The organism is Streptomyces spinosus (genome assembly GCF_020400655.1).
In the GTDB taxonomy this organism is placed as follows: Bacteria; Actinomycetota; Actinomycetes; order Streptomycetales; family Streptomycetaceae; genus Streptomyces; species Streptomyces argyrophylli.
The window spans coordinates 126,022-152,098 of sequence record NZ_JAINRC010000015.1 but is presented as its reverse complement, the minus strand read 5'-3'; the positions used below and the strand labels follow the sequence as shown (position 1 = coordinate 152,098).

General features: G+C 74.0%; 26 protein-coding genes, 1 other RNA gene and 1 pseudogene. 12 read left to right on the top strand and 16 right to left on the bottom strand.

Annotated features, from left to right (window positions below; translation table 11 throughout):
* Positions 1-3: 3 nt before the first annotated feature.
* Positions 4-1,077, bottom strand: a complete 1,074-nt coding sequence (locus LG395_RS27985; protein WP_225811626.1) for a sialidase family protein — start codon at positions 1,075-1,077, stop codon at positions 4-6.
* Between the two features lie 115 nt (positions 1,078-1,192).
* Between LG395_RS27985 and LG395_RS27980 the strand changes: the two genes are divergently transcribed.
* A complete protein-coding gene (locus tag LG395_RS27980) occupies positions 1,193-1,789 on the top strand; it encodes a hypothetical protein (protein WP_171150015.1) in 597 nt (198 codons plus the stop codon).
* Between the two features lie 88 nt (positions 1,790-1,877).
* Entirely contained in the window at positions 1,878-3,146 is a 1,269-nt protein-coding gene (locus LG395_RS27975) for an MFS transporter (RefSeq protein ID WP_171156863.1), read from the top strand.
* On the opposite strand, the gene LG395_RS27970 is transcribed toward LG395_RS27975, so the two are convergent.
* Positions 3,147-3,380: a hypothetical protein gene (locus tag LG395_RS27970; protein WP_171156861.1), complete on the bottom strand. Its 234-nt coding sequence runs from the start codon at positions 3,378-3,380 to the stop codon at positions 3,147-3,149.
* 58 nt (positions 3,381-3,438) lie between these two features.
* Here LG395_RS27970 and map point away from each other — a divergent pair, with 58 nt between their 5' ends.
* A complete protein-coding gene (gene map / locus LG395_RS27965) occupies positions 3,439-4,296 on the top strand; it encodes a type I methionyl aminopeptidase (RefSeq protein WP_171156859.1) in 858 nt (285 codons plus the stop codon).
* Positions 4,297-4,347: 51 nt separating this feature from the next.
* Here the strand turns inward: map and LG395_RS27960 are convergent, their stop codons facing one another.
* Positions 4,348-4,545: a hypothetical protein gene (locus LG395_RS27960; protein WP_171156858.1), complete on the bottom strand. Its 198-nt coding sequence runs from the start codon at positions 4,543-4,545 to the stop codon at positions 4,348-4,350.
* A 126-nt stretch (positions 4,546-4,671) separates the two neighbouring features.
* Positions 4,672-5,316 (bottom strand): PhzF family phenazine biosynthesis protein, encoded by a 645-nt coding sequence (locus LG395_RS27955; RefSeq protein WP_225811625.1) that lies wholly within the window; start codon positions 5,314-5,316, stop codon positions 4,672-4,674.
* A gap of 313 nt (positions 5,317-5,629) precedes the next feature.
* On the opposite strand from LG395_RS27955, the gene efeO reads away from it, so the two are divergent.
* The 4 genes from efeO to LG395_RS27935 are packed head-to-tail and all read left to right on the top strand — an operon-like array spanning position 5,630 to position 9,868.
* The gene (gene efeO, locus LG395_RS27950; RefSeq protein ID WP_171156854.1) at positions 5,630-6,766 is read left to right on the top strand and encodes an iron uptake system protein EfeO; all 1,137 of its coding nucleotides are present in this window, start codon (positions 5,630-5,632) and stop codon (positions 6,764-6,766) included.
* A 17-nt stretch (positions 6,767-6,783) separates the two neighbouring features.
* On the top strand, positions 6,784-8,040 hold the full coding sequence (gene efeB, locus LG395_RS27945; protein ID WP_171156852.1) for an iron uptake transporter deferrochelatase/peroxidase subunit: 1,257 nt from the start codon (positions 6,784-6,786) through the stop codon (positions 8,038-8,040).
* Positions 8,041-8,043: 3 nt separating this feature from the next.
* Complete coding sequence (gene efeU / locus LG395_RS27940) at positions 8,044-8,916, top strand: iron uptake transporter permease EfeU (RefSeq protein WP_171156850.1); 873 nt, start codon at positions 8,044-8,046, stop codon at positions 8,914-8,916.
* Entirely contained in the window at positions 8,876-9,868 is a 993-nt protein-coding gene (locus LG395_RS27935) for an SCO2278 family lipoprotein (protein WP_225811624.1), read from the top strand. Before efeU ends, LG395_RS27935 begins: the two co-directional genes overlap by 41 nt.
* A gap of 30 nt (positions 9,869-9,898) precedes the next feature.
* Here the strand turns inward: LG395_RS27935 and LG395_RS27930 are convergent, their stop codons facing one another.
* From LG395_RS27930 to LG395_RS27910, 5 genes are all read right to left on the bottom strand, one after another.
* Positions 9,899-10,639, bottom strand: coding sequence for a bifunctional DNA primase/polymerase (locus tag LG395_RS27930; RefSeq protein WP_225811623.1), 741 nt, complete (start codon positions 10,637-10,639; stop codon positions 9,899-9,901).
* A 139-nt stretch (positions 10,640-10,778) separates the two neighbouring features.
* Complete coding sequence (locus tag LG395_RS27925; RefSeq protein ID WP_171156844.1) at positions 10,779-11,393, bottom strand: TetR/AcrR family transcriptional regulator; 615 nt, start codon at positions 11,391-11,393, stop codon at positions 10,779-10,781.
* 43 nt (positions 11,394-11,436) lie between these two features.
* Positions 11,437-12,411 (bottom strand): small ribosomal subunit Rsm22 family protein, encoded by a 975-nt coding sequence (locus LG395_RS27920; protein WP_225811622.1) that lies wholly within the window; start codon positions 12,409-12,411, stop codon positions 11,437-11,439.
* A 167-nt stretch (positions 12,412-12,578) separates the two neighbouring features.
* Complete coding sequence (locus LG395_RS27915; RefSeq protein ID WP_225811621.1) at positions 12,579-13,763, bottom strand: serine hydrolase domain-containing protein; 1,185 nt, start codon at positions 13,761-13,763, stop codon at positions 12,579-12,581.
* The gene (locus LG395_RS27910; RefSeq protein ID WP_225811620.1) at positions 13,700-15,016 is read right to left on the bottom strand and encodes a multidrug effflux MFS transporter; all 1,317 of its coding nucleotides are present in this window, start codon (positions 15,014-15,016) and stop codon (positions 13,700-13,702) included. Before LG395_RS27910 ends, LG395_RS27915 begins: the two co-directional genes overlap by 64 nt.
* Positions 15,017-15,144: 128 nt before the next feature.
* On the opposite strand from LG395_RS27910, the gene LG395_RS27905 reads away from it, so the two are divergent.
* Positions 15,145-16,176, top strand: a complete 1,032-nt coding sequence (locus LG395_RS27905; protein ID WP_225811619.1) for a Gfo/Idh/MocA family protein — start codon at positions 15,145-15,147, stop codon at positions 16,174-16,176.
* A gap of 86 nt (positions 16,177-16,262) precedes the next feature.
* Entirely contained in the window at positions 16,263-17,021 is a 759-nt protein-coding gene (locus tag LG395_RS27900) for an SDR family oxidoreductase (RefSeq protein ID WP_225811618.1), read from the top strand.
* A gap of 315 nt (positions 17,022-17,336) precedes the next feature.
* Here LG395_RS27900 and LG395_RS27895 read toward each other — a convergent pair whose 3' ends face one another.
* The 3 genes from LG395_RS27895 to LG395_RS27885 form a co-directional block, all read right to left on the bottom strand.
* Positions 17,337-18,563: a D-alanyl-D-alanine carboxypeptidase family protein gene (locus LG395_RS27895; RefSeq protein ID WP_372463475.1), complete on the bottom strand. Its 1,227-nt coding sequence runs from the start codon at positions 18,561-18,563 to the stop codon at positions 17,337-17,339.
* A 120-nt stretch (positions 18,564-18,683) separates the two neighbouring features.
* Complete coding sequence (locus LG395_RS27890) at positions 18,684-19,664, bottom strand: aldo/keto reductase (protein WP_225811616.1); 981 nt, start codon at positions 19,662-19,664, stop codon at positions 18,684-18,686.
* A gap of 72 nt (positions 19,665-19,736) precedes the next feature.
* On the bottom strand, positions 19,737-19,955 hold the full coding sequence (locus LG395_RS27885) for a hypothetical protein (protein ID WP_225811615.1): 219 nt from the start codon (positions 19,953-19,955) through the stop codon (positions 19,737-19,739).
* A 120-nt stretch (positions 19,956-20,075) separates the two neighbouring features.
* On the opposite strand from LG395_RS27885, the gene LG395_RS27880 reads away from it, so the two are divergent.
* Positions 20,076-20,621: a DoxX family membrane protein gene (locus LG395_RS27880; RefSeq protein ID WP_171156833.1), complete on the top strand. Its 546-nt coding sequence runs from the start codon at positions 20,076-20,078 to the stop codon at positions 20,619-20,621.
* Between the two features lie 164 nt (positions 20,622-20,785).
* Here the strand turns inward: LG395_RS27880 and rnpB are convergent.
* The 4 genes and pseudogenes from rnpB to LG395_RS27860 all read right to left on the bottom strand — a co-directional run bounded on the left by rnpB (position 20,786) and on the right by LG395_RS27860 (position 24,481).
* Positions 20,786-21,197: RNase P RNA component class A (gene rnpB / locus LG395_RS27875), an RNA gene on the bottom strand.
* A 115-nt stretch (positions 21,198-21,312) separates the two neighbouring features.
* A pseudogene (locus tag LG395_RS41720) lies at positions 21,313-22,029 on the bottom strand (DMT family transporter); the annotation flags it as partial.
* Between the two features lie 59 nt (positions 22,030-22,088).
* On the bottom strand, positions 22,089-22,937 hold the full coding sequence (locus LG395_RS27865; RefSeq protein WP_225811614.1) for an AraC family transcriptional regulator: 849 nt from the start codon (positions 22,935-22,937) through the stop codon (positions 22,089-22,091).
* 110 nt (positions 22,938-23,047) lie between these two features.
* On the bottom strand, positions 23,048-24,481 hold the full coding sequence (locus LG395_RS27860) for an RNB domain-containing ribonuclease (protein ID WP_225811613.1): 1,434 nt from the start codon (positions 24,479-24,481) through the stop codon (positions 23,048-23,050).
* A 74-nt stretch (positions 24,482-24,555) separates the two neighbouring features.
* Here LG395_RS27860 and yaaA point away from each other — a divergent pair, with 74 nt between their 5' ends.
* Together yaaA and eda are read left to right on the top strand one after the other, a co-directional pair.
* Entirely contained in the window at positions 24,556-25,338 is a 783-nt protein-coding gene (yaaA, locus tag LG395_RS27855; protein WP_171156828.1) for a peroxide stress protein YaaA, read from the top strand.
* A gap of 72 nt (positions 25,339-25,410) precedes the next feature.
* Complete coding sequence (gene eda / locus LG395_RS27850) at positions 25,411-26,073, top strand: bifunctional 4-hydroxy-2-oxoglutarate aldolase/2-dehydro-3-deoxy-phosphogluconate aldolase (protein WP_225811612.1); 663 nt, start codon at positions 25,411-25,413, stop codon at positions 26,071-26,073.
* The last annotated feature ends 4 nt before the right edge of the window (positions 26,074-26,077 follow it).

Sequence of the window (26,077 nt, the reverse complement as noted above, 5' to 3'; positions counted from 1 at the left end):
GGCTCAGGTCAGCCGGTGTACGGGCACCCGGCGGAAGGTGATCGTCGCGTAGGCGTCGAAGTCGCCCGTCTCGTACAGGAGCCCGACGGTGTGCGGGTCGACGCGGACGAGGTCGGAGTAGGCGGCGGGCAGCCCGTCGACGGTGAACGCCGGGCGCCAGGTGACGCCGCCGTCGACGGAGGCGCGGATCGTCATCAGGGCGCGGGCGGCGGGGTCGGCCGGGGCGGAGAAGAGGAGCAGGTCGGGGTCGCGGAGCTGGAGCACGGAGGCCTCGCAGACCGGCGCGGTCAGCCCGGCCTGCGGCCGGAAGGGCTTGACGAGGGTCTTCCCGCCGTCCTTGGAGTGGGCGTCGGCGCGGTTGCCGGGTGACGGGGAGTCGTTGCGGGTGTTGAGGTAGACGCGGCCGTCGGGGAGTTCGGCGGCGGTGGTCTCGTTGACGTTGACGTAGCCGTCGGTGTTCTCGTCCAGGTAGCCCAGGTACCAGGTCTCGCCGCGGTCGTCGCTGAGCAGGCAGTGCCCGCTGTTGTACCTGGCCTCGGCGCCGGTGTCGGTGCCGGTGGGCGGCAGGGTGTGGTTGGCCGGGACGAGGACGCGGCCGGAGGTCAGCTGCAGGGCGTGGCCGGGGGTGGTGGCGTACCAGCGCCAGCCGGGCTTCTTCACCTCCCGGGTGATCTCCCTGGGCCTGGACCAGGTCACCCCGTCGTCGTCGCTGTGCTGCACCCACACGCGCCGCCCGTCGGCGTCCCCGACCTGGCCGCGCAGGATGGCGGCCTCGGTGGCGGAGGCGGCGGCGCGCATGTGCACGAGCAGGACGCGGCCGGTGTCCAGCACGACGGGGGCGGGGTTGCCGGCGAGGTCCGCGCCGTTGTCCGCGGCGACCTGGAGCGGGCCCCAGGTCCGGCCGCCGTCCGTGGAGCGTTTGAGCACGATGTCGATGTGCCCGTGGTCGGCGGCGGAGTCGACGCGGCCCTCGCAGAAGGCGAGCAGGGTGCCGGACCGGGTGGCGACGACGGCCGGTATGCGGAAGCTCGCGTAGCCCTCGCGGCCCGCGCGGAAGGGGACGGACACGTCGGTCATCGGGCGGCTCCTCGGCCTGTGGGGGCGGGCGGGATGGCAGCCACCATCCCCGGGTCGGGCGAATTCGCGGTGAACTCGGCGTCACGAGTGCCGTCCTGCGGCAGGATGCGGTCGCATGGACGCCGTACGGGTCGCGTTGCTGCGGGAAGTGCTGGCCGGGACCGAGTGGCTGGGGGCCACCCGGAGGTTCGCGGGGGTGCTGCGCGGGTCGGTGGTGGCGCACGGCGGCGGGCTGCTGCTGGTGGGGACGCCGGAGTACGAGCCGTGGCACCTGGCCGCTCACCTGGTGGACGAGGCCGCGTGGTCGGGGACGCCCGAGCTGGCGCCGACGCTGGTACGGCATCACGCGCGCCCCTGCGATCCCGCGCACCTGGCGGTGGGGCCGGGGCGGATCGCGGCGGCGCGGCGCGGGGAGACGCTGCTGGTGGTGGCGCCCGAGGAACCGGCGCCGCTGCTGGAGCGGGTGCACGACGCCCGGCGGGCCGGGGTGACGGTGCTGGCGCTCGGGGCGGGCGGGGGCGAGCTGGCCGCGATGGCGCACGACACGCTGGCCGTGCCCGAGGGGGCGGAGCTGGACCTGGACAGCGTGCAGCACCTGGTCAGTGCGGCGGCGGGCGAGAACGGGGGCTCTCCGAGGGCGCGCCGGGGGTTCCGGGACCGCCTCTCACGGCTGGCGGAAGCGCTGACGGCTCCGCCGCCTGCCCCGTGGTGACCCGCCTCGCCCGCCCACCGGAGACGCCCGGCTGGAACGGGACCGAAAAACGGTTGCCCGGCGGTGCCGGGCCGTCGAGCATGCACCGGTGAGCCGAGCCCTCCTTCCCGACCTCGCCCCCTGGAAAGCCTCCGCCGACTTCCGTCGCCTGTGGAAGTCCGGTCTGATCAGCAACTTCGGCAGCTTCCTGACGTTCGTCGCGCTGCCGGTCCAGCTCAAGGACCTGACGGAGTCCGCCGCGGCGGTCGGCGCGATCGGCGCCGTCGAGCTGCTGCCGCTCATCGTGTGCGGTCTCTACGGCGGCGCCCTCGCCGACGCCCTGGACAAGCGGATGCTGATCGTGTGGACGGAGGCCGGCCAGGGCCTGCTCAGCGCCGTCCTGCTGCTGAACGCCCTGCTCCCCCGCCCCGCCCTCTGGCCGCTGTACGTCGTGGCCGCCCTCTCCTCCGCGCTGGTCTCCGTGCAGCGCCCGGCCCTGGACTCGCTGTGGCCCCGGATCGTCGCCCACGACGACATGCCGGCGGCGGCCTCGCTGAACTCGCTGCGCTGGACCGTCGGCGGAGTGGCGGGCCCGGCGGTCGCGGGCGTGGTGGTCGCCTACGCGGGCCTCGGCTGGGCCTACGCGGCCGATCTGCTGACCTTCGCCGTCTCGCTGGCGTACATCGCGCGGATCGCCCCCTCCCCGGCCGCCGAGGAGGCCGCGAAGCCGGATCTGAAGGCGATCGCGGAGGGCGCCCGGTACGCGTGGAGCCGCAAGGAGCTCCTCGGCACCTACGCCGTCGACCTCGCGGCGATGTTCCTGGCCATGCCGCTGGCCGTGCTGCCGTTCCTCGCGGACGACCTGCACGCGCGGTGGGCGCTCGGGCTGATGTACGCGACGATCCCGGCGGGCGCGCTGCTGGTGAGCCTGACCAGCGGCTGGACCTCGCGGGTGCACCGGCACGGGGTGCTGGTGGTGCTGTCGGCCGCCGGGTGGGGCCTGGCGGTGGCGGCGGCCGGGGTCTGCGGGAACGTCTGGCTGGTGCTGCTGTTCCTCGCCGTCGGCGGCGGCTTCGACATGGTCAGCGGAATCTTCCGGGCGGCCATGTGGAACCAGACGATCCCGGACGAGCTGCGCGGCAGGCTCGCCGGGATCGAACTGCTGTCGTACTCGGTCGGCCCGCAGCTCGGTCAGGTCCGGGCGGGCGGCACGGCCGCGTGGGCGGGCGTACGGGCCTCGGTGTGGTCCGGTGGTCTGGCGTGCGCGGGCGCGGTGGGACTGCTGGCGCTGTGCCTGCCGGGGCTGATGGCGTACGACGCCAGGACGAACGAGCACGCGGTACGGATGCGCGAGCGGCGCGCGGCCGTCCCGGCGTGATCAGTCCTCGTCGGTGCCGCCCCCGGCGGGCGCGTCGTGCCAGCGCGGGTCGTTCTCCCACTGGAGGTTGCGCTCGGCGGCGGTCTCCATCGCGTGCCGGGCCTCCTCGGGGGAGGCGTACGGCCCGAAGCGGTCCTTGCCCGGGCAGTCCGGGCCCTCCTCGACCTTCTTGTGTTCCAGGCAGTAGTACCACTCGCCCGGCTTGCCGGCGGTGCGCTTCTTGAACAGGGCCATGGGCAGCTCCTCTCGCCACCGACATGTTCCCCCATGTCCGCTGGTTAGACTCGCTTGCATGTCTGGCCAGTCGCTGCTCGTACCAGGGGAGCTGTCCCCCACCCGTCCGGTTCCCGGAAACATCCGCCGCCCCGAGTACGTCGGCAAGCCCGCGCCGGCGCCGTACACCGGGCCGGAGGTGCAGACCCCCGAGACCGTCGAGGCCATGCGGACCGCGGGCCGCATCGCCGCGCGGGCGATGGCGGAGGCCGCGAAGATCATCGCGCCCGGGGTCACCACGGACCAGCTGGACAAGGTCGCCCACGACTACATGTGCGACCACGGGGCGTACCCGTCCACGCTCGGCTACCGGGGTTTCCCCAAGTCGCTGTGCACCTCGGTCAACGAGGTCATCTGCCACGGCATCCCGGACTCGACGGTCCTCCGGGACGGCGACATCGTCAACCTGGACGTGACGGCGTACATCGGCGGGGTCCACGGCGACAACAACGCCACCTACCTGGTCGGTGACGTGGACGAGGAGTCGCGGCTGCTGGTGGAGCGCACCCGCGAGGCGCTGAACCGTGCGGTCAAGGCCGTGAAGCCCGGGCGGCAGATCAACGTCATCGGCCGGGTCATCGAGTCGTACGCCAAGCGGTTCGGCTACGGCGTGGTGCGGGACTTCACCGGACACGGCATCAGCACGGCGTTCCACTCGGGGCTGATCATCCCGCACTACGACAGCCCGCACGCGACGACCGTGATGCAGCCGGGGATGACGTTCACGATCGAGCCGATGCTGACGCTGGGCACCCACGAGTACGACATGTGGGACGACGGCTGGACGGTCGTGACGAAGGACCGCAAGCGGACCGCGCAGTTCGAGCACACGCTGGTCGTGACGGAGACCGGCGCGGACATCCTGACGCTCCCCTGAGCGCGGTACGACCGGGTCCCCCGCCGCGCGCGGGAGGGGACCCGGGCCGGATCAGCGCCCGTGGTGGCCGCAGTGGGCGCCCGACCACGTCAGGTGGTTCTCCAGCGAGGTGAGAGTGCCGGCGTACGGGCTGCAGACGGCCTCGTCGTCGGTCTTCTCGTCGTGGTGGGCGGCACTGGCCGTCGTGGCGCCGGACGCGGCGAGAGCGGCGGCGAGGGCGGTCGCGGCCAGGACTGATCTGATGCGCATGGTGCTCCTCTCAGGGAGACGGAGTGGTCACGCCCAGAGGTCCCCGCTCGCCGGCGGCGGCCTTCGCGCGCACCCGTGGATCCACCCGAACGGGATCCCGGACGATCCCCCGGACGCGCCTACGCGTCAGCGCTCCAGGCGGACCCGTCCGCCGACCTCGATCCACCCGTGCGGCTGAGGGGCGGTCAGGAGCTGGGAGCCCCTGCCCTGGGTGATGTTCAGCGCCCGGCCCAGCAGGTCGGTGAGGAGCAGCGCCGCCGCCCCGGTCGCCTCGTCCTCCTCGACGCAGTCGTCGCGCCCGGGAAAGGCGCGGGCCCGGACCCGCCCGGCGGCCTCGTCCTTCCACGCCCAGGCGTACAGCCACTCCCCCGGCGGCGGCACGTCGAGGGCGTCCACCTCGGCGGCGCTCGCGTACTGGCGCAGGGTGCGCGGGGGTGCCCACTCCGCGCGGGCCTCGATCCAGGTGAACTCGCCGTCCAGGCGGGTCCCGACGACCCCGGCGGGGGTGACGAGTTCGGGCACGTCGAGCAGCCAGGCCGTGCCCACGCAGGGGTGGCCGGCGAAGGGCAGGCGCAGGGTGGGCGTGTAGATGTCGATCACTCCGCGCTCGGGGTCGTCCACGAACACGGTCTCGCTGAAGCCGAGTTTGGCCGCCAGCGCCTGCCGGTCGCTCCGCTCGGGCAGCACCGAGCCGTCGCGGACGACGCCCAGTTCGTTGCCGTAGCCGCCGTTCGGCCCGCAGAAGACGCGGAGTACGTCGTAGTCAGTCACCGGGGAATTGAAACATCGCGGCGGCGGCGACCGCTCCCAGGCGGGACCCCTCCGGGCAGCGGCCGGGTCCGGGTGCGGCCTCCTCGTCCGGCGCCCGGGCGAGCACCCCGCGCGGCGGGCCGTCTCCGGCCGTCCGTCCCCGGTCTCTTGGCCTCGCCTTTACCGTCCGTTGCCGTCCCCTTTGGGGCGTCGCGATCAAGCCGTGTCCGTGATCTTGTCGTGAGAGCCGAATCACGGGAGGCGGGGGGACGGGTGAGGATAGCCTCATGTAAGTTAGGGCAGCCTCACCACACCAGATCCGCTGGGAGCCTGCATGCGCGCCGTCCGACTGACCGTCACCGCCGCCGCCACCGCGGCGGCTCTGACCGCCCTCTCGGCCTGCACCGCGAAGAGTGACGCCAAGGACGGTGACGCCATCCAGGTCACGGCCGCCGACTCCACGTGCGAGACCTCCAGCACGTCGGTGCCGGCCGGCCAGGTCACGCTGAAGATAGAGAACAAGGGCTCCAAGGCGACCGAGGTCGAGATCCTGTTCCCGGACGACCGGATCGTCTCCGAGAAGGAGAACATCGGTCCGGGCACCAAGTACACGCTCACCGCCGAGGTGAAGGCCGGCTCGTACGAGATCGCCTGCCGGCCCGGCATGAAGGGCCACGGCGTGCGGCAGAAGCTGACCGTGACCGGAGGCGCCGGCGCCGCCAAGCGCAACCCGAAGCTGGACCAGGCGGTCGCCGAGTACCGCCAGTACGCCCAGGACCAGGCCGACGAGACGCTGCCGAAGGCCGAGACCTTCGTGAAGGCGGTCGAGGACGGCGACCTGGAGGCCGCGAAGAAGGCCTACGGCCTCTCCCGGCTCGGCTGGGAGCGCACCGAGCCGGTCGCCGAGTCCTTCGGCGACATCGACCCGAAGGTCGACGTCCGCGAGGACGGCCTGGAGGCCGGCCAGAAGTGGACCGGCTGGCACCGGCTGGAGAAGGCCCTCTGGCACGACAAGAAGATCGGCGCCGAGGAGAAGGCCCTCGCCGGCCGGTTGCTGACGGACCTCAAGGACTGGCAGGGCCGGGTCGGCAAGGCGGAGATCACCCCGACCTCCATGGCCAACGGCGCCAAGGAGCTGCTGGACGAGGTCGCCACCGGCAAGGTCACCGGCGAGGAGGACCGCTACGCCCACACCGACCTGGTCGACTTCAAGGGCAACGTCGAGGGCGCCCAGAAGGCGTACGAGCTGCTGAAGCCGGTCGCCGCGAAGAACGACCCCGCGCTCACCGAGGAACTCGACAAGCAGTTCGCGGCGCTGGACACGCTGCTCGACAAGTACCGCACCGACAAGACGTCCTACGACTTCGTCTCCTACGACAAGGTCACCAAGGACCAGCGCAAGGAGCTGTCGGACGCGGTGAACGCGCTCGCCGAGCCGCTGTCCAAGCTCGCCGCCGCGGTCGTGAAGTAGACGAGGGGGCAGAGGCGATGACCGAGACCCACAAGACCCAGGCCAGTCCGTCGCGCCGCGCGCTGATCGGCTGGGGCGGTGCCGGGCTCGCGCTCGGGGCCGCCGCGGCCGGCGGGGCCGCGGCCATGGCCAGGACGGGCGACGACATGGACCCGGCCGCCGCCGAGACCGGCGGCGCGGTGGAGTTCCACGGCGCCCACCAGGCCGGCATCGCCACCCCGGTGCAGGACCGGCTGCACTTCGCCGCGTTCGACGTGAAGACCGACGACCGCGAACAGTTCGTCCACATGCTCAAGGACTGGACGGCCGCGGCCCGCCGGATGACCGCCGGGAAGGCCGTCGGAGAAGGCGCCTACGGCGGGCTCGCCGAGGCCCCGCCGGACGACACCGGTGAGGCGCTCGGGCTCAAGCCGTCCCGGCTCACGCTCACCATCGGGTTCGGTCCCTCGCTCTTCGACAGGTTCGGGCTGGCGGACCGGCGGCCCGAGGCCCTGGTCGACCTGCCCAGGTTCCCCGGCGACAACCTCGACAGGTCCCGCACCGGCGGCGACCTGTGCGTGCAGGCCTGCGCCGACGACCCGCAGGTCGCCGTGCACGCCATCCGCAACCTCGCCCGGATCGGCTTCGGCAAGGTCGCCATCCGCTGGTCCCAGCTCGGCTTCGGCAAGACCTCCTCCACCACCCCGGGCGCCCAGACCCCGCGCAACCTCATGGGTTTCAAGGACGGCACCCGCAACATCGCGGGCACCGAGACCGACCGGCTGAGGAAGTTCGTGTGGGTCGGCGAGGAGGACGGGCCGGACTGGATGACCGGCGGCTCGTACCTGGTCGCCCGGCGCATCCGCATGAACATCGAGACCTGGGACCGCGCCTCGCTCCAGGAGCAGGAGGACGTGTTCGGCCGGGACAAGCGCGAGGGCGCCCCGGTCGGCAAGGCCAAGGAGCACGACGAGCCGTTCCTGAAGGCGATGAAGCCCGACGCGCACGTGCGGCTCGCGCACCCCGACTCCAACAACGGGATCACCATCCTGCGCCGGGGCTACTCCTTCACCGACGGCACCGACGGCCTCGGCCGCCTGGACGCGGGCCTGTTCTTCCTCGCCTACCAGCGGGACGTGCGCAAGGGCTTCATCCCGCTCCAGCGCAACCTCGCCGCGCACGACGCGCTCAACGAGTACATCCAGCACGTGGGTTCGGCGGTCTTCGCGATCCCGCCCGGCGTCCGGGACTCCGGCGACTGGTGGGGCCGCACGCTGTTCTCGAAGGGGGCATAGCCCGTGTTCTCCAACTACCTGATCGGCCTGCGCGAGGGACTCGAGGCGTCGCTCGTCGTCTGCATCCTGATCGCCTACCTGGTCAAGACCGGCCGCAAGGACGCCCTGCGGCCGATCTGGATCGGCATCGGCATCGCCATCGCCATCGCCATGGGCTTCGGCTGCGCCCTGGAGTTCGGCTCGCAGGAGCTGACGTTCCAGGCGCAGGAGGCGCTCGGCGGCTCCCTGTCGGTCGTCGCCGTCGGCCTGGTGACCTGGATGGTGTTCTGGATGCGGCGCACCGCCCGACACCTGAAGTCCGAGCTGCACGGCAAGCTGGACGCCGCGCTCGCCCTCGGCACGGGCGCGCTGGTCGCCACGGCGTTCCTCGCGGTCGGCCGGGAGGGTCTGGAGACCGCGCTGTTCGTGTGGGCGTCGGTGCACGCGGCGAGCGACGGCACTCCGCGCCCGCTGGTCGGCGTCGCCCTCGGCCTCGCCACGGCGGTGCTGCTGGGCTGGCTGTTCTACCGGGGCGCCCTGAAGATCAACCTGGCCAAGTTCTTCACCTGGACCGGCGGGATGCTGGTCGTGGTCGCCGCGGGCGTGCTGGCGTACGGCTTCCACGACCTCCAGGAGGCCGGCTGGATCCCGGGCCTGACCGACCTGGCCTTCGACATCAGCGGCGCCATCCCGCCGGACAGCTGGTACGGCACCCTGCTGAAGGGCGTGTTCAACTTCCAGCCGGACCCGACGGTCCTTCAGGTCACGGTGTGGGCGCTGTACCTGGTCCCGGTGCTCGCGCTGTTCCTCTCCCCGGTAGGGTTCGCCTCCGGGAAGGGGAAGGTGAAGGAGCCCGATGAGAAGGGAACGCAGCCGTCAGCGGCTTCGCAGGCGTGACCGGAACGCACTCGTAGCGGCCTCGCTGACCGCTTTGTCGCTGACCGCGAGCGGATGCGTGGTGGTGCACGGGGAGCGGGTGGTGGTGCCCGCGGCCACCCGTGCCGAGGCCGCCAGGGCGGTCACCGCGTTCACGGACGCGTACAACAAGGCCGACAAGGCCTACGACAGCTCCCTGGACGCTCCCTATGTCACCGGCGCCCTCTCCGACATCGACTCCGCCCGGCTGCGGGCCGGGCACGTCAACAGCCCGTCGGGGAACGCCAGCCACACCCCGCTGACGCTGACGGACGTGAGGATCACGATCCCGGAGAAGGCCGGCTGGCCCCGCTGGTTCGTCGCCGACGCCCGGGGCAACAAGGGCGGCAGCTACCGCTGGGTGCTGGTCTTCACCCGGGGCGACCTCGGCGAACGCTGGCAGGTGAGCTACCTGACGCTCATGGCCCCCGGCACCGTCCCCGAGTTCAGGACGGACGAGGACGGCTGGGCCGAGGCCGTACCGGCCGCGGCCGGCGGGCTCGCCGTCCGGCCTGACGAGTTGGGCAAGACGTACGCGGACTACCTGAAGAACGGCGGGAAGGCCTTCGCGGACGGGCGCGACACCAGCGGGCTGCGCGCGGCCCGCGCGAAGGAGGCCGAGAAGCCGGGTCTGGTCAGGCAGTTCATCGACGAACCGCTCACCCACGGCGACTACGCGCCGCTCGCGCTGCGCACGGCGGACGGCGGGGCGCTGGTGTTCTTCACCACGCACCACTACGAGAGGCAGACCGCCTACACGGGCGCCACCGTGCCGGTCCCGAACAAGGACGTGCGGGCCTTGACCAAGGGCGACGTGAAGCAGTCCCTGACGCTGGAGTCGATCGCCAACCAGGCCGTGCTCGACCCGGCCGGCAGCGGCCCGGTGCGGATGCTGGGGCGGGTGCAGGGGCTGACGTCCGCGCAGGGCGGGTAGGGCGGGCAGGAGGCGGGGCCGCGCCGGCCGTCAGCGGTGCAGGGGCCAGGCCGTGCCGTGCTGGCCGGGCTCGGTGCCCGGGTGCCGGGCGCAGGCGTCGGTCAGTGCCTCCAGCAGGCTCAGCGGGTCCGGCAGCGGATGCTCCGGGCCGCGCAGCCAGCGCACGCGCTGGTCGGCGTCGCCGGGCAGCCGGGCGGGCGGTACGAGGACGTAGGAGCCCCGGCAGTGCCAGCGCAGCCCTGGGTGCTCGTCCATCGTCTCGGGGTGGCAGTCCAGCTCACAGGGCCACCATTCGTCCTCGTCCTCGGGGGTGCCCCGGGTGAGGGTGAAGAACAGCATGCGGCCGTCGTCGCTCTCGGCGACCGGGCCGACCTCGACGCCGGAGCCGAGCAGCCGGTCCAGCGCCTCGCGGCCGGCCGCCAGGGGCACGTCCAGCACGTCGTGCACCATGCCGGTGGCGGTGACGAAGTTCGCCGCCGGCTGGTGCCGGGCCCAGCGCTCGATCTGGGCGCGGTCGGTGGTGGACTGCGTCTGCCAGGCGAACGACACCGGGTGCCGGGCGGGGGTGGGACAGCCCACGCGGTCGCAGGAGCAGCGGTAGCCGTCGGCGGGGTGCGCGGCGGGGGCGAGGGGCAGGCCCGCCGCGGCGGCTGCGAGCAGCAGGGTCTCACGGCCGCTGTCGGCGGCGCCGGCCTCCTTCGGTCGGCGTCCGAGCAGCCATTGGGAGAGTTTGCCCTGCCGGCCGCTCCGGCCGCCGTACGTCGCGCTCATCTATCCCCTCGGTCTGGTGGTCGCCTCGCTGCTGTGCGGACAGCATGCCTCATCGTCCCATCCTCGCGTGCTCCGGGGGTCGCCGCGGACGGGTGGCCGGCTGTCACCGGCGGGTGGGCGGGCGGTTCGGCGGGGCGGTTCAGCGCGGGGCGATTCCGTGCAGCGCGTACTCGACGAGGGTGTCCGTGTACGCGTACGAGACCGGTCCGCTGCGTTGCAGCCAGCGTTGCGCGAGCGGGGAGACGAACAGCTCCAGCGCGATCCGGGGGTCGACGCCGGCGCGTACGGCTCCCGCCTCCTGGGCCGAGCGCAACCGGGCGACGTAGAGCTGGAGCTGCGGTTCCAGCAGCTTGGCGACGACCTCGCGGCCGAGCTGCTCGTTGACCACGCCCTCCGCGGCCAGCGCCCGCGCCGGCGCCTCGAAGCGCGGGTCGAACAGCTCGTCCACCGTGGCCCGCAGCACCGCCTTGAGGTCGGCGGCCAGGTCACCGGTGTCCGGGAGGGCGTCCGCGTCCTGCCCCGACGCCCGCGCCGCCTGCCCGGCGAGGTCCAGGAACGCCTCCAGCAGGACGTCCGCCTTGGACGACCACCAGCGGTAGATGGTCTGCTTGCCGACCCCGGCCCGCGCGGCGATGGCCTCCACCGTGGTCCTCGGGTACCCGACCTCCCCGACCAGGGCGAGGGCGGCGGCGTAGATGGCCCGGCGGGACCTCTCGCTGCGGCGGGTGGCGTCGGGTGCGGGCTTGCTGACCATGGGGTCGAAAGTAACAAGCGGCGGGGTCCGGGTACGACACCCTTCAGGACGCGGGGTCGTACGGCGGCCAGGCGTCGCCCCAGTCCGCGTCCCGGGCCGCCTTGTACAGGTCGCCGTGGCGCTTGGTGACCGTCGTGCGGCGCAGCCGCTCCTCGCTCTCGCACAGGTCGAGCAGCACCTGGCCCTTGCGGATCTGCGGGCGCCGGACCACCCGGGCGGGGGCGGGCCCGGCGGGCAGCCGGGTCGCGGCCACGTAGGAGAACTTCTCGTCCTCGTACGCCAGTGAGCCGCCCTTGACCTGGCGGTGCAGGGAGGAGCGGCCGACGCGGGCGGAGAAGTGGCACCAGTCCGTGCCGGGCGCGATGGGGCAGGCGGCGCTGTGCGGGCAGGGGGCGGCGATGCGGAAGCCGGCCCGGATCAGCCGGTCGCGGGCCTCGATGACGCGCGCGTAGCCGGCCGGGGTGCCGGCCTCGACGATCACGACGGTCCGCGCGGCACCGGCGGCGTCGACGAGGGCGGCGCGGTCGGCCTCGGCGAGTTCGTTGAGGACGTACGACACCGTGACCAGGTCGGTGGCGTCCAGGGTGAGGTCCTTGCCGATCCGGGCGCGCTGCCAGCGGGCGTCCTTCAGGGCCGGGTTGGCGGCGGCGATCTCCCGGCCGAGGGCGAGGGCGGGTTCGGCCCAGTCCAGCACCGTGACGCCTCGCTCGCCGGGCCAGGTGGCGCTGACGGCCCAGGTGGCGGCGCCGGTGCCGCCGCCGACGTCGGCGTGGCCGGCGGGGGTCCAGTCGGGGACGGTCGCGGCGAACGCCTCCAGCGCGCGGTGCACGGCCTCGAAGGTGGCGGGCATGCGGTAGGCGGCGTACGCGGCCACGTCGGCGCGGTCGCGGAGGATCGGCGCGTGGGTGGGGGTGTCGCCGCGGTAGTTGGCGATCAGCCGGTCCACGGCGGCGGTGACCTCCGTGGGGGGCAGGCCGTCCAGCAGCTCGGCCAGGGCTGTGCGCAGGAGGTCGTTCACCTGGCGATTCTACGGGCGCCCGGCCCCCGCGGGGGACACTCCCCGGCACCCGGCACAGGTGCCGGCCCGCTGGGGGCTCCGCCCCCGGACCCCGGCACCTGTGCCCGCCCGTCACCCGTCCCGGTCGGCCGGGACGGGTCCGTCACGGGCTCCGGCTCGGGTGGTCCTCAGATGACGGCTCTCGCCAGGTGCGTCGCCAGCCTCGCTCGTGGACCGCTGTCCGGGGGCCGGCGTCTCGGGTGAACCGTGTTGGCCAGGAGCACGAGGAACGTGTCCGTCGCCCGGTCCAGGATCAGAGCCGTGCCAGTGAAGCCGGTGTGGCCCGCCGCGCCCCGGCCCGCCAGCTCTCCCATGAACCAGGGCTGGTCCAGGCGGAAACCCAGTCCGGGCGGGGTGAACAGCAGCTCCACGTAGTCGGGGCCGAGGATGCGCGCGGGGCCGTAGGAGCCGCCCGCGAGCAGGGCACGGCAGAAGACGGCCAGGTCGGGCGCGGTGGAGAAGAGGCCCGCGTGGCCGGCGACCCCGCCGAGCGCCCAGGCGTTCTCGTCGTGGACCACGCCCCGCAGCATCCCCCGGTCGGCCTTGGCCCACGGACGCCGCTGGTCCTCGGTGGCCGCGGCGCCGGGGCAGGGCCCGAACCCGGTGGCGGTCATGCCGAGCGGCCGGGTGATGCAGTCCCGCACGAGCACGTCGAGGGTGCGCCCGGTGACGCGTTCCAGGACGAACTGGAGCAGCAGCATGTTCAGGTCCGAGTACCGGTACCGGCCCGTCTCCCCGGACGGGGCCTCCGCGCGCAGCAGGTCGAGACGGGTGGCGTCGTCCGGGCAGTCGTACAGGGGCAGTTCGGGGCGCAGGCCGGAGGTGTGGGTGAGCAGCTGGCGCACCGTGACGCGGTGCGCGGCGGCGGCGTGGAAGTCGGGCAGGTAGTCGCCGACGCGGGCGTCCATGCCGACGGTGCCGCGCTCGATCTGCTGCACGGCGGCGACGGACGTGAACAGCTTGGTCAGGGACGCCAGGTCGAAGGGGGTGTCGACGGTGGCCGGGACCCGGGCGGCCGGCGGCAGTTCCACGCCGGCGCCGGTCTCGGGGTCGAGGGCGGCGTAGCGCACGGCCCAGCCTGCCGCCTCGGCCACGGCGATCACGGGTCCGCGGCCGGCCAGGACGACGGCGCCGGCCGCCCAGGGGCGCTCGCCGGCGGTGAGGGCGTGCACCTCGTCGGCCAGGTGCCCGAGTTCGACGGGGTCGAGCCCGGCCCGTTCCGCTGTGCCGGCGCGCAGTCTCGGTGCGCTCAGCTCTCGTCTCCCTCCGACCCGGCACGGGTGGTCACCCGTGCCGCCGCCCAGGGACGGCACATTCCCACGAAGCAGGCCACCGCGACCAGCGCTCCGGCCAGCTGGACGACGGCCATCGGGACGGCGGTGTGCTCCCCGGCGACGCCGACGAGGGGGGAGGCGACCGCGCCGACGAGGAAGGAGGAGGTGCCGAGCAGCGCGGAGGCGGAGCCGGCGGCGTGCCGGGTGCGCAGCAGGGCGAGGGTCTGGGCGTTGGGCAGGGTGACGCCCATCGCGGACATCAGGACGAAGAGGGCGGCGGCGACGGGGACGAGGCCGGTGTCGCCGAAGACGCCGGTGGCCATGAGCAGCAGGGCGGTCGCGGCGAGCACGATCACCGCCAGGCCGCAGGCGAGCACCTTGTCCAGGCCGACCCGGCCGACCAGCACCTTGCCGTTGAACTGGCCGGCGGCCACGAGGCCGACGGAGTTGAGGCCGAACAGCAGGCTGAAGGTCTGCGGGGAGGCGCCGTAGATCTCCTGGACGACGAAGGGGGACGCGCTCACGTAGGCGAACAGCGCGGCGAAGGCGAAACCGCCGGCGAGCATGTAGCCGGTGAAGGGCAGGTCCGCGAGGAGGCCGCGCATCGTCCGCAGGGTCTCGCCGGTTCCGCCGCCGTGCCGTCGGCCCGGCGGCAGGGTCTCCGGCAGCCGCGCCCAGACCAGCGCGGTGAGCGCGGCGCCGACCACCGTGAGCACCAGGAAGACGCCCCGCCAGTCCGTCACCCGGAGGATCTGCCCGCCGACGAGCGGCGCGACGATGGGGGCGGCCCCGGAGATCAGCATGAGGGTGGAGAAGAAGCGGGCCATGGCGACGCCGTCGTACAGGTCGCGGACGACGGCCCGGGCGATGACCACTCCGGCCGCGCCGGCGAGGCCCTGCACCAGCCGGAAGGCGATCAGCGTCTCGACGGTCGGGGCGAGGGCGCACAGGGCGGTGGCGGCCAGGTAGACGGCGAGTCCGGCGAGCAGCGGGCGGCGCCGGCCCCAGCGGTCGCTGAGGGGGCCGACGACGAGCTGGCCGAACGCGAGTCCGGCCATGCAGGCGGTGAGGGTGAGCTGGACGGTGACGGCGGGGGCGTCCAGCGAGCGGGTGACCTGTGGCAGCGAGGGCAGGTACATGTCCATCGCGAGCGGGGTGGTCGCGGTGAGGCCGCCGAGGAGGAAGGTGACGAGGGGGCCGGTGCGGTCGGGGGCGCGGACCGGTGACGGTGCGGGGGCGGAGGCGGGCCGCCGGTCCCGTTCCGGTGTCGGTGCCGCCGCGTGGTCCGGCATGTGCCCCTCCCTGCTTCCCTGGCTGCTCGTGCTGCTCGTGCTGCTCCGACATCGGTGTCGCCGGCACGACCGGCACCTATGCTCTCAGCTCGTACACACTGCCGAGGCACGGATGAGCGAGGGTGGGGATGGCGGGAGAGAACGTGCGCTGGGGAATCCTGGCGACGGGCGGGATCGCGGCGGCGTTCGCGGCGGATCTGGTCGATCTGCCGGACGCGGAGATCGTGGCGGTGGCGTCGCGCCGGCGGGAGTCGGCGGAGGCGTTCGCCGAGCGCTTCGGGGTGGAGAGGGCGTACGGCGACTGGGAGTCCCTGGCGGCGGACGCGGACGTCGACGTGGTGTACGTCGCCACTCCGCACGCGGCGCACCGGGCGGCGGCCGGGCTGTGCCTGGAGGCGGGCCGGAACGTGCTGTGCGAGAAGCCGTTCACGCTGAACCTGCGCGAGGCGGAGGAACTCGTCGCGCTGGCGCGGGAGCACGGCCGCTTCCTGATGGAGGCGATGTGGATGTACTGCAACCCGCTGGTCCGGCGGCTGAAGGCGCTGGTGGACGACGGGGCGATCGGCGAGGTGCGCACGGTGCACGCCGACTTCGGCCTGGCCGGTCCCTTCCCTGCGGCGCACCGGCTGCGGGACCCCGCGCTGGGCGGCGGGGCGCTGCTGGACCTGGGCGTGTACCCGGTGTCGTTCGCGCAGTTGCTGCTGGGCGAGCCGGACGGGGTCGCCGCCAGCGCGGTGCTGTCGCCCGAGGGCGTCGATCTCCAGACGGGAACCGTGCTGTCCTGGGAGAGCGGCGCGCTGGCCTCGCTGCACTGCTCGATCGTCGGGGGTACGGCGGTCACGGCGTCGGTCACCGGTTCGCGCGGCCGGATCGACGTCCCGTCCGGTTTCTTCCACCCCGACCGGTTCGTGCTGCACCGGGACGGCCGTGACCCGGAGGAGTTCGCCGCCGACCCGGCCGACGGGCCGCGCACCAGCATGCGGCACGAGGCGGCGGAGGTCATGCGGGCGGTGCGGGCGGGCGAGAAGGAGTCGCCGCTGGTGCCGCTGGAGGGCACGCTCGCGGTGATGCGGACGCTGGACGCGGTGCGGGAGCTGATCGGGGTGCGCTACCCCGGGGAGGAGCCGGCGGGCGACGAGGCGGTCGTCCTCGCCGGGTAACCGGATGGCGGGCAGCCGTACGACGGGTAACCGTATGGCGGACACCTGATTCCGCATGGCGGACTTCCCGCCTACGCTGCGGAACCATGACCGACAGGCAATCGAACATCGCGGTGGTGACCGGGGCCGGCTCCGGCATCGGGCGGGCCGTCGCCGTGGAACTGCTGCGGGCCGGCTGGTCGGTGGCGCTGGCCGGCCGGCGCGCGGAGCCGCTGGCACGGACGGCGGCGCTGGTGCCGGGGGCGGCCTCGCTCGCCGTACCCACCGACGTGTCACGCCCCGAGGACGTCGAGGCGCTGTTCACGGCGACCGTGGACCGCTTCGGCCGGGTGGACCTGCTGTTCAACAACGCGGGGACCTTCGGGCCCGGCGGGGTCCCGGTCGAGGAACTGCCCTACGACGCCTGGCGGCACGTGGTGGACACCAACCTGAACGGCGCGTTCCTGTGCGCCCAGGCGGCCTACCGGCGGATGAAGGAGCAGGAGCCCCAGGGCGGCCGGATCATCAACAACGGCTCCGTCTCGGCCCACGCGCCCCGCCCGCGGTCGGTCGCCTACACCGCGACCAAGCACGCGCTGACCGGCCTGACCAAGTCGCTGTCCCTGGACGGGCGTCAGTACCGCATCGCGGTGGGCCAGATCGACATCGGCAACGCGGCGACGGACATGACGGCCCGGATGGGGACGGGCGCGCTCCAGGCGAACGGGGAGGTGGTCCCGGAGCCGGTGATGGACGTGGCCGATGTGGCCCGCACGGTACGGCACATGGCGGAGCTGCCGCTGGAGGCGAACGTGCAGTTCGTGACGGTACTGGCGACGGCGATGCCGTACATCGGGCGGGGCTGAGGCGCGCTCCCGCCGCCCCGGCAAACGGAATTTGAACATCCGCGCTATTGCGGTCAATGGATGACATGTGCTCAACTTTTCTCCACCAGAGCTTCACAGTTGGAGCACAGAGGTTCCGCAGCCACCGCCAGGGGGGAGGCGGCGGCCGTTCCACCGGACGGGAGTTGGGGGTGGACCTCGCGGCGGGCCGCGGGGTACACACCGGCCGGTGGAACGACCGCCGCCACAAACCGCCGTACCGCGGGTTCGCCGGCCGGGCGGGCGGTACGGCCGTTCGGCTCCGGTGCCGTGCCACGGCCCGCGCCCGCACCCCGGTCAGCGCCGGCGCCGGCGCCCGCTCCCCGTCCGCGCCGCCTCGCCCGCCGCCGCCGTCCGCGCCCGGCGCCTGCGCAGGGTCCAGGCCCCCGCTCCCAGCAGCGCGAGCGCCCCGGCGGCGCCCTCCGCGATCCGCAGGCCCGAGCCGCCGCCGGCCACCGGGCCGGGTGCACCGGCCGCCGCCCGCACCGTCTTCCGCGCGGGCACCGGCGTCGCGCTCGCCCCGCCCGCGCTGAGCGGCTCGACCAGCAGGCCCACCGGCTGCGCCGAACGCCCGTGGGTGAAGCCCCAGTCGAGCAGCGCGGCGGTGTGCTCGTAGACGGCGTTGCCGCCCGCGTCGGGATGCATCACGGTCACCAGCAGGGTGCGCCCGCCCCGGGTCGCCGCGCCGGTGAAGGTGTTCCCGGCATGGCTGGTGTAGCCGTTCTTGACACCGATCAGGCCGTCGTACGTCTTCAGCCCCCACGCCCCGGTCAGCAGGCGGTCGGTGTTCTGGATCTGGAAGGTCTTCTTCCCGCCCGCCGGGAAGTCGGCGGTCCGCGTGCCGCAGTAGGCGCGGAAGTCGGGGTCCTTCAGGCCGTGGCGGGCGAAGAGCGTGAGGTCGTACGCCGAGGAGAGCTGCCCCTTGTGGTCGAAGCCGTCGGGGCTGACCACATGGGTGTCCAGGGCCTGGAGGTCCACGGCCTTGGCCTGCATCTCGGCGACGGTCTTCGCGATGCCGCCGTTCATGTGGGACAGGACGTGCACGGCGTCGTTGCCCGAGCGCAGGAACACGCCCTGCCACAGCTGCTCGACGGTGTAGGTGAGGCCGGGCCTGATGCCGACCAGGCTGGAACCGGCCGGGATGTCGGCGAGATCGGCGTCGGTGACCCGGTAGCGCTCGGTGCGGTCGAACCTCTTCAGCACGGTGTCCGCGAACAGCATCTTCAGCGTGGACGCGGGCGCGAGCCGCCGGTGCGCGTTGAAGGAGGCGAGCACCTCCCCGCTCTCGCAGTCGGCGACCAGCCAGGAGCGGGCGGTGAGCTTCCTGGGCAGCCCGGTGGCGCCGCGCACCTGGACGCCGGTGCGGGCCAGCCGCTCGCCGCCGACGACGGTCGCGGCGGCGGCGGCGGAGGTGGCCGTGGACAAGGGAAGGGCGGCGGCCGTCAGCCCGAGGACGGCACGCCGGCTGAGCCGGGAACATTCACGCACCCGGGGACCGTACACCGCGTCCAGCAGGGACTTCACGAACTGGTGGCCGAGACGGCACGGAATTTGCCGCGTTATGAAATTCCGACGATCCATGTGACGCCCTCGTGCGCGCGGCACCCGCCCCACCCGTCTCCCCCGCACGGCCCCAGGGGCCGCTCACCTGCCGAGCAGGCGGTCGATCTCGGCGGACTGCGCCGGGGTGAGGGGACCCTTCGCGAGCGCCCCGGCGTTCTCCTCGGCCTGGGCGACGGTCCGGAAGCCGGGGATGGGCACCGTGCGCGGGCTGCGGGCCCACAGCCAGGCGAGGGCGCCCTGGGCGAGGCTGCGGCCGTCGCTGGTGAGGACGGAGCGGACCGCGTCGATCCTGGCCAGCCACTCGGGATCGGCGCCGGAGCCGTCGGCCGCGTACCCCGGGAGCCAGGCGGGCGGCCGGCTCCGGATGTCCCCGGCCTCCAGCGGTCCGCCGCGTCGCCCGGCGAGCAGCCCCATGGCGAGCGGGCCGCGGTTGACGCTCGCCAGCTCCAGCCGCTCGCACAGGGCCACGACGTCCGGCGCGTCCTGGAGCACGTTGAGGGTGTGCTGCACGGCCGTGCAGTGCGGGCCCTTCGCGAAGACGGCGGCCCGCGCGGGGTCGTCGGTGCTCCAGCCGTAGGCACGCACGAGCCCTTCGGCGACGAACTCCTCGCAGGCGTCGCGGAGTTCGGCGGCCCGCACCGGGTCCGCGTCGGAGATGTGGAGCTGGTAGAGGTCGACGCGGTCGGTGCCGAGGCGGCGCAGGGAGGCGGTCAGGGCCCGGCGGGCGTACTCCGGGGTGGCGTCGGTGCCGGTGAGCGTGCGGGTGTCCGCGTCGAAGACGTTGCCCCACTTGGTGGCGAGGACGACGTCGTCCCGCCGCTTGCCGAGGGCCTTGGCGAGAATCTCCTCGCTGTGCCCGGTGCCGTAGGAGTCGGCGGTGTCGAAGAAGGTGACACCGAGGTCCAGCGCCCGGCGGACGGCCCGTACGGACTCCTCGTCGTCCACCTTCCCCCAGCCGACGGGCTGCCCGTCGGCGGTCCGGTGCTCACCCCCGATGGCCCAGCACCCGAAACCGAGCGCGCTCACCTCGATGCCGCTGCGTCCCAGCGTCCGTGTCGTCATGGGTGGGACGCTAGGAGTTGGAGCGCACGCGAACACAAGACCCCGGGGGGCGTTGTCCGCGCGTACGTCTCCTCAGGCTTGGGCCTTCCTACGCCTGCCCGGTGTCGGACCGCGAGATCCGCCCCGGTCGATCCAGTCGGCCAGGTCCCGGCCGGAGCCGTCGTCGGCCATGGCCGCCCCGGGTGCGAGCAGGGCCATGAAGCCCTCGCGGTCGGTGGGCGTGGACGGCGTGGACGGCGTGGGCGAAGGCCGGACCACGGGGTCGCTGGGCATGGCCGGCTGCATCGCCATGGCGCCAGGCCCCCGGCGGTCCCGCCACCCGAACGGCAGCGAGGACGGGCCGGGCGGCGTCCCCGGTGCGAGGGTGGGACGCGGGAGGGGACGTGTCCGCCTGTCAGCTGGGGAGTCACCGTGACCTGTTACGACCGACGTGATCTGGGCCTGCTGCTGCTTCGGCTGAGCACCGGCGGAGTACTGGCGGCACACGGCGCGCAGAAGCTGTTCGGCTGGTTCGGCGGGCACGGGCTGGAGGGCACCGGCCAGTACATGGAGTCCATCGGCTTCGCGCCCGGCAAGCTGAGCGCGACGGCGTCGGGCCTGGCGGAGGCGGGCGGCGGCACCCTGCTGGCCCTGGGCCTCGCGACCCCGGCGGCGGGCGCGGCGGCGGCCGGCGGGATGGCGGGAGCGGCGGCCGTGCACATGCCCCACGGCTTCTTCGCGCAGGAGGGCGGCTACGAGTACGCGGCGACCCTCGGCCTGGCCGCGGCCGGCCTCGCCGTCGCCGGCCCGGGCCGGCTCTCCCTCGACCACGCCCTCGGCCACGTCTTCGACCGCGGCTGGATGGTCCCGGCCGCCCTCGGCGTCACCGCGGCGGCGACGGCCCTGGTGGTGGGCGCCCGCAACCGCCGGGTGAGGCAGCGGGCGGAGGGCGAGCAGGAGACGTTGTTCGAGGAGTGAGCGGGCGGTCGTCCTGGGGGATGGCGGGCGTCCCGCGGGGCGGCGGGCGGCGCTTGGCGCCGTGCGGCCAACGGCGGTTTCCGTGGGGTCCCAGGGGGTCCCGGGCCCTGGTGGCGACGGCGCGCGACGGCACACGTGGCCGGCCCCGCGCGAGAACGGAGCGGCAGACGAGTCGGGCTGTACGCCGGGTTCTGTTCCCCGGTGTCCTCGCGGACGCCGGGGCGACGGCCATCCATCTAGGGCCGGCGTTGCCGCCGGCCTCGTGCGGTCTACCCGCGGACTCGGGCGGGCAGCCCTCGGTCGTCCGCGCAGGGACGCCCCTCTCGCGAGAGGCGGCCCCTCTTGACCTTGCTCCGGGTGGGGTTTACCTAGCTGCCCAGGTCACCCTGGGCACTGGTGGTCTCTTACACCACCGTTTCACCCTTACCAGGGGCCGGAGCCCCGGGCGGTCTGCTTTCTGTGGCACTGTCCCGCGGGTCACCCCGGGTGGCCGTTAGCCACCACCCTGCCCTGTGGAGCCCGGACGTTCCTCGGGAAGCCCCTAAGGGGACTCCACGCGGCCGTCCGCCCGGCTCGTCTGCCGTGTCGACCATGGTACCGGGCGCGTGCCGCGCCTGGGACCCGCGGCGGTGGCGAGGACCGAGCCGGCCAGGATGAGGGCGAAGGCGGCCAGCACCGGGAGGGTCAGCGGTTCGTCCAGGAACAGGGCGCCCGCCGCCACCGCCACCGCCGGGTTGACGTAGGTGATCACCGTGGCCCGGGTGGGGCCGGCCTCCCTGATCAGTTCCAGGAACGCCACGAACGCCACGGCGGTGCAGATCACGCCCAGTCCGGCGAGCGCGGCCAGGACGGTGGGCGAGGGCAGGGCGGCCGGGCGGGTGAGGGCCGCCGCGGGGGCGTAGACGACGGCGGCCAGGGTGAGGCAGGCGGCCGTCAGATGGAGCGACGGGACCTCCTTGAGGCGGCGGGCGGCGATCAGGGGGGCCGTGGCATAGCCCAGGACCGTCACCAGCACCTCCGCAAGGGAGCGGGCGTCACCGCCGGTGAGGTGCGGGAGGGTGAGGACCGTCACCCCCGCCAGCCCCAGGGCCAGGCCCGCGATCCGGCGGACGCCGAGGTGTTCCGTGTCGCCCAGGAACCGGGCCAGGACCACGCCGACGATCGGCACGCCCGCGATCAGCAGGCCCGCCGTCGAGCTTGACAGGTGCCGTTCGGCGTCGGTCAGGGTGAACCAGGGGATCATGATCTCCAGGACCGCGAAGGCCAGCATGGGGCGCCAGTGGCGTCGTACCGCGTCGCCGAGGCCGCCCTGGCGGAGGGCGAACGGGAGCAGCAGGGCGGCACCGAGCGCACAGCGCGTGAACACCACCACCGGCGGGGACACCGCGTCCACCGCCACCTTGATCATCAGATAGGGGATGCCCCAGACCACTCCCATCAGGGAGAACAGGAACCAGCCGCGTGCAGTCATGCGGCCGAGTGTCGGCCGCCCGGTCCGGGGCTGTCTTGAACGCTGTTGCGGTAGGCCGCCGGGGTCACCCCGAGCACCCGGCGGAACCAGCGGGTGAGGTGGGCCTGGTCGGCGAAGCCGACGAGGGCGGCCACTTCGGCGGGGCGCAGGCCGGCCTCCAGCAGGACCCGCGCCTTGGTGACCCGGTGCTGGGCGAGCCAGGCGTAGGGGGGTATGCCCATCGTCGTGCGGAAGGCGCGCAGGAGCTGGTAGCGGGACAGGCCGAGGTCGGTGGCGAGCAGGGCCAGGGAGGGCGGGTCGGTGAGTTCGTCGGCGAGGCGGTCGCGGACCGCGCGGGCGATGGCGGCGGCGCCGGGGACGCGGTCGGCGAGCGGGCGGGCGGTGGAGTGGCGCCGGGCGAGGGCGGTGAGCACCCAGGGCAGCACCGATTCGGCCTCCAGCGGGTCGGGGCAGGTGCTGAGCCGCGTGTGGGCGGTGCGCAGGGCCCGGGCCAGCGCCGGGTCGTCGATGAGGGGTTCGCGGAAGTGCGGCGGACCGCCGAGGGTGCCGTCGGCCAGCAGGGACGGCTCGGCGTACAGGGCGCGGTAGGCGTAGCCGTCGGTGGGGTTGCCGGGGCCGCCGGTGTGCATCTCGCCGGGTTCGAGGACGACGATGGTGCCGGGGCCGGTGCGGATGTGGCCGCCCCGGTAGTCGATGATCTCGGAGCCGCCGACGCAGACGCCGATCGTGTACTCGTCGTGGGCGTGCGGGGCGTAGACGTGCCGGCGGAAGCTCGCGGTGAGCAGGTCGAGCGGGGGTCCGCAGCGTCCCAGCCGGGCCCGTGTCCAGCGCGCCTGTTCCCCCATCGGACCGTCCTCCCACGACTTCCGCCGACGGCGCCCGTCCCGCGCCGCGGCTCCCCTCACCGCGTACAGCGCCGGAAGCCGCCGTTCCATGCCGCGTTCGTCCAGGCGGTTCACGCCACGGCGAAGAGGACCTTCGACGTGCCCGGGTCGGCGCGGGTGAGCCGGACGCGCAGGCGTTCGCCGAGCGGCAGGTCCGGGCCCTCGATCCGTCCGATGACCGCCGGGGACAGCACCTGGACGGTGCCCACGGTCGGCCGGCGCTCGTCCACGTCCACGACGCAGCCGTCGAAGACGTCCCCGACCCGGTCCTTGAGCAGGGCGGCTTCCACGATGTCGACGCACTCCCGCTCGACCGTGCCCGCGCGCCGGGAGCCGTCGGCCATCCGCCGGGGCAGCGCGTCTAGTGCGGCGAGCACCCAGTCGGGCGGCTCCTGGCCGGCGACGGCGGCGAGGCAGATCTCCGCGGCGTACCGGTCGGCGAGGCGGCGCAGCGGGGCGGTGCAGTGCGCGTAGGCGGCGGCGACGGCCGCGTGCGTGGTGAGCGCGGGCAGCTCGCCGTCCCGGAAGACGGTGTATCCGGCCCCGCGCAGCAGGGTGGTGCACTCCTGGAGGAAGGCCGCGTGGTGCGGGTCGTGCGGGTCGAGGGTGCGCAGCAGGGCCGCGTAACTCACGTGGTGCGGCCAGTCGATGTGCAGGGCCGTGGCGGTACGGCGCAGCCGTGCGACGGCGCCGTCGGGGGCGGTGGGCAGGGTGCGCAGGATGCCGGTGCCGTGGGCGAGCATCAGATCGGCGGCGGCCATGCCGGTGAGCAGGGAGAGCTGGGCGTTCCAGCGGTCGGCGGGCAGCGGGGCGCGGTAGCGCAGCGCGTAGGTGTGGTCCCGCTGGACGATCTCCTGCTCGGGCACGTGCAGGGAGATTCCGCCGCGCTCGGCCTCCAGCCGTTCCCGCGCCTCGCCGATCTCCTTGAGCAGCGCGACGGGTTCCTCGGCGGTCCCCGCGTCGATGTCCCGCTGCACGTGGGCGTAGTCGAGCTTTGCCCGGCTGCGGACCAGGGCGCGGCGCACGTCGACGGCGAGGGCGCGGCCCTGGGCGTCCAGGTCGATCGTCCACAGCACGGCCGGCCGGGTCTGTCCGGGCAGCAGGCTGGCCGCGCCCTCGCTGAGCACGGCGGGGTGCAGCGGGACCCTCTCGTCGGGGAAGTACAGGGTGGTCACCCGGCGGTGCGCCTCCGCGTCCAGGGCCGAGCCGGGTGCCACGAAGGCGGCGACGTCGGCGATGGCGTACCGGACGCGGTAGCCGGTGCCGTGCCGGGACAGGTGGGTGGCCTGGTCGAGGTCGGTGGAGGTGGGCGGGTCCAGGGTGAAGAAGGGGATGTCGGTGGCGTCGTGCACGGGCAGGGCCGGGTCCTTGGCCGCCTGCTCGGCCACCGCCAGGACCTGTGGCGGGAAGGTCTCCGGGATGCCGAGTTCGGAGCGGAGCGCGGCGAGCGCGGCCCGGAGGGGGGCTTCTGGGGCGCCGGTGACGCGGATCTTGCGGCGGGGCATGGGGCGAGCGTAGGCGGAGGTGGCACGGGAGTCACGCCGTACCCTGGCGCGGAGGTCTACGTGAGGAGTACGTGTTGCTGGTCCTGCTGCCGCCCTCGGAAGGCAAGGCGAACGGGGGCGAGGGCGCCCCGCTTCGGCCGGAGTCGCTGTCCCTGCCGGGGCTGACCGCCGCGCGGGAGGCCGTGCTCGGGGAGCTGGTCGAGTTGTGCTCCGGTGACGAGGAGAAGGCCCGCGAGGTGCTGGGGCTGAGCGAGGGGCTGCGCGGCGAGGTCGCGAAGAACGCCGGGCTGCGCGCGGCGGGCGCCCGCCCGGCCGGGGAGATCTACACCGGTGTCCTGTACGACGCCCTCGGCCTGGCCACGCTGGACGCGGCGGCACGGCGCCGTGCGGCGGACTCGCTGCTGGTCTTCTCCGGGCTGTGGGGTGCCGTGCGGGTGACGGACCGGATTCCCTCCTACCGCTGTTCGATGGGCGTGAAGCTGCCGGGTCTCGGCGCGCTGGCCGGGCACTGGCGGGCGCCGATGGCGGAGGTGCTGCCGGAGGCGGCGGCCGACGGCTTGGTGCTCGACCTGCGGTCCTCGGCGTACGCGGCGGCCTGGCGGCCGAAGGGCGAGGTGGCCGGGCGCACGGCGACGGTACGGGTGCTGCACGCGCCGACCCGCAAGGTCGTCAGCCACTTCAACAAGGCGACGAAGGGCCGGATCGTCCGGAGCCTGCTGACCGCGGGGGCCGAGCCGAAGGATCCCGGGGAGCTGGTGGGGGTGCTGCGGGAGCTGGGGTACGCCGTGGAGGCGGAGGCGCCCGGGAAGGCGGGCAAGGCGTGGGCGCTGGACGTGCTGGTGGACGAGGTGCACTGAGAAGACACCGACGGCATTGCAAGATACGCAACGCTCGTTGCGGACATTGCAGTAGCTGGGCACGATGAGCGCATGACCTCGCCGCTGCCCTCGTTCCCGGCTGCCTCCGTGCTGGACCTCGCCCCCGTCGTGCCCGTGGTGGTGCTCGACGACGCCGCCGACGCCGTACCGCTCGCGCGGGCGCTGGTCGCGGGCGGACTGCCCGCCATCGAGGTGACCCTGCGGACCCCCGCGGCGCCGGCCGCGATCCGGGCCATCGCCGCCGAGGTCCCCGAGGCCGTCGTCGGGGCGGGCACGGTGATCACACCGGAGCAGGTGGCCGCGTGCACGGCGGACGGGGCGCGGTTCCTGGTCAGTCCCGGGTGGACGGAGGCGCTGCTGGAGGCGATGCGCGGGTCCGGGGTGCCGTTCCTGCCCGGGGTGTCGACCGCCTCGGAGGTCGTCGCGCTGCTGGAGCGCGGGGTACGGGAGATGAAGTTCTTCCCGGCGCAGGCGGCGGGCGGTACGGCGTACCTGCGGTCGCTGGCCGGGCCGTTGCCGCAGGCCCGGTTCTGCCCCACGGGCGGGATCGGGCCGCAGACCGCGCCCGAGTACCTCGCCCTTCCCAATGTCGGCTGCGTGGGCGGGAGCTGGATGGTCCCGGCGGAGGCCGTGACCGCCCGGGACTGGGGGCGGATCGAGGAACTGGCGCGCGGGGCGGCCGGGCTGAGGTCCTCGGGCGGCTCGGGGGCGTAGCCGC